This is a genomic window from Streptomyces sp. NRRL S-495 (assembly GCF_000966955.1).
Classification (GTDB): Bacteria; Actinomycetota; Actinomycetes; order Streptomycetales; family Streptomycetaceae; genus Kitasatospora; species Kitasatospora purpeofusca.
In genome coordinates this window covers 1-2,682 of the sequence record NZ_JZWY01000351.1, presented here as the reverse complement: position 1 = coordinate 2,682, position 2,682 = coordinate 1, and the positions used below count along the sequence as shown (strand labels likewise).

2 protein-coding genes and 1 pseudogene are annotated in these 2,682 nt (G+C 78.5%); 1 reads left to right on the top strand and 2 read right to left on the bottom strand.

The window, feature by feature from the left end:
* Nucleotides 1-1,582, bottom strand: a 1,582-nt coding sequence (locus tag VR45_RS18620; RefSeq protein ID WP_159394263.1) for an AAA family ATPase, incomplete at its 3' end; no start/stop codon positions are given.
* A 263-nt stretch (nucleotides 1,583-1,845) separates the two neighbouring features.
* Here VR45_RS18620 and VR45_RS18615 point away from each other — a divergent pair.
* Nucleotides 1,846-2,376: a hypothetical protein gene (locus VR45_RS18615; RefSeq protein ID WP_045940921.1), complete on the top strand. Its 531-nt coding sequence runs from the start codon at nucleotides 1,846-1,848 to the stop codon at nucleotides 2,374-2,376.
* A gap of 60 nt (nucleotides 2,377-2,436) precedes the next feature.
* Here the strand turns inward: VR45_RS18615 and VR45_RS18610 are convergent.
* Nucleotides 2,437-2,682, bottom strand: a pseudogene (locus VR45_RS18610) (MFS transporter); the annotation flags it as partial.

The following is a 2,682-nucleotide window of genomic DNA, read 5'->3' as shown; positions in this document are numbered from 1 at the left end:
GTCGGCGAGCGCGGCCGAGCCGAGCAGCCGGGCGGCGCCGGTGCGCACCAGGACGGCGGCCAGCTGGAGCGGGGTCCGCTCGGCGGGCAGCAGCGGTTCGACGTGCTCCAGGATCCGCAGCGCGCTCGCGGCCTCGTCGCGGGTGAGGTGGACGGCCGCGCGGACCAGTTCGGCGGCCGGGCCGAGCTCGGTCGGCGGCATCCGGGCGAACAGCGCGCACAGCCGGGTCGCGTCGCGCCCGGCCAGCAGCTCGCCGAGGGCGTACTCGTCGACCAGCAGCCGCGCGGCCAGCGCCCAGGCCCCGGCCTCGGCCGCGTGGTCCAGCGCGGCCCGGTACTGGCCAGGCCCCGGGCTCGGCCGCGTGGTCCAGCGCGGCCCGGTACTGGCCGTGCCCGGCGAGCCAGTGCGCGGCCCGCACCCGCAGTTCGTCGACCCGCTCCGGAGCGGCGGCGCGCAGGTGCAGGCGCAGGATCCCGGCGAACATCGGGTGCAGCCGGTACCAGCCGTCGGGCAGGGCGTCGGTGAAGGCGTTGTCCTGGTGCAGCCGGTCCAGGATCCGCCGCCCGTCGCGGCGGCCGGTGAGCGCGTCGGCGAGGTCGGGGTGGACCCGGCCCAGGATGCTGCAGCGCAGCAGCAGGTCCTGGGTCGGCGCGGGCTGACTCCGCAGCACCTCGGCGAGCAGGAAGTCCGACAGCGCGGCGGGCCCGGCGTCGATCCGTCCGAGGTACGCCTCGGGGTCGTCGGCGTCCTGCGCGGCGAGGGCGAGCAGCCGGACCCCGGCCGTCCAGCCGGACAGCGCGTGGTGCACGGCCCCGACGGCGGCCGGGCCGACCCGCAGCCCGTGCCGCCCCAGCACGGCGGCGGTCTCGGCGCGGTCCAGCGCGAGTTCGCCGGCCCGGATCTCGGCGAGCTCGCCCGCCGCCCGGTAGCGGTGCAGGGGCAGCAGCGGCTCGCTGCGGCCGACCAGGACGAGTCGCAGCCGGCCGGCGGTGTGCCGGACCAGGTCGTGCAGCTGTTCGGCGAGCCGGAGGTTGTCGAGGTGCTCGCACTCGTCCAGGACCAGGACCACCGGCCGGGGGCGGGCGTTGATCCAGGCGGCCAGCCGCAGCAGCAGGGACGGCTCGACGTGCTCGGCCCGGGCGGGGGCGCCCACCTCCGCGGGCAGTCCGGCGACCCCGGTCTGCAGGGCCTCGCGGACATAGGCCCAGAAGGTGCCGGGCTGGTTGTCGCTCGGCTCCAGGGTGAGCCAGCCCGCCGGGCCGGGGAGGCGGCCGCGGGCCAGCCAGTCGGCCACCAGCAGGGTCTTGCCGGCCCCGGCCGGGCCGTTGACGAGGGTCACCGGACGGAGCGCGGCCGCGTCGAGGCGGCCGAGCAGGCGGTCGCGGCGCAGGAAGGCGGCGGGCGGGCGGGGCGGGCGGACCCGGGTGGCCAGCATCGGGTCGCCGTTGGGCAGCCGCGCCGGGGCGGGTTCCTGCGCCGTCTCCGCCGTCGGGACCCGGGGGACGGACGCGGGGGTGAGCACCGGTGGGGAGGCGTGCCCGGGCGGGGAGAGGGGTGCGGGCGCTGCGCGGATGTACGGCATTGGGCCACCGCCTGGTGGTTCCGCCCTCGGGAGGGCACGTCCGGGCGTGACGCGGGACGCGGTTCCCGGCGGCGGGCGCCGCCGGACCGCCCGGGGGGTACGTCCCTTCGACCGTAGTACGGCCCCGAGGCCGGATGCCATCCGAGCCGGGTGCCAACCGAGGGTGGGCCCCGCCCGCCGGAGGTGGCCGGGCGGACCCCGAGCGGCGAGGATCGCGGAAAGGACTCGGCGAGCCGGCCGAGCACAGCCCCCAGGAGGCCGCCGTGAGCGTCCCCGGACCGGGACCCCGCCGTGTCCCCGGCCCGCCCGAACCGGGCGCGGCCGTCCCGGAACGGCGGACGGACTACGCGGGCGCGGTCTACGGCTCGATGCTGGCGGCCTCCGTGATCGCCGCGTCCAGCGTGCAGGAGCCCCATCCGAGGCTGTCGCTGGTGCTGCTGCTGGTGGTCACCGGGCTGGTGTTCTGGGCCGCCCACGTCTACGCGCACGTCGCCGGGCAGCGCGAGGCGGGGCAGGACGTGACCTTCCGCCAGGTGCGCCGGGTCGGCCGGCACGAGTGGCCGATCGTCGAGGCCGCGGCGCTGCCGGCGCTGGCGGTCCTCGTCAGCCCGTCGCTGGGCGCGGGGGAGAACGCCTGGCTCGCGCTGGCGGTCGCGGTCTGCCAGCAGGTGGCCTGGGCCACCCTGGGCGCCCACCGGGCCGGCGTCCGCCCGCGCCAGGTCGTCGCGGAGGGCGCCGTCAACCTGGTCCTGGGGCTGGTCATCGTCGCGGCCAAGGTCGCCGTCGGCCACTGACCGGCGCCCGCCCGGCCGGCTCCGCAGGACACTCGGCCCGGTCCTGAGGACGTGGTTCAGTCACCCGTCCGGCGGGACGGAGCGGCGGCCGTTCGCGTTCCCGGGGCGGGTGCCCGTTCGCGTGCCCGGGCGGGTGCCCGGCAGGTGGCCGGTGAACAGCACCGCGCCGGCCGTGATGCAGGAGCAGGCGAGCACGGCGGCCTTGAGACCGTCGATCTGCGCGTCCTGGTAGTTCTCCACCACGGCCGCCGCCTCCTCCGGCGGCACGTCCGGCCGCGCCGCCAGCGCGGAGGCCACCTGGTCGGC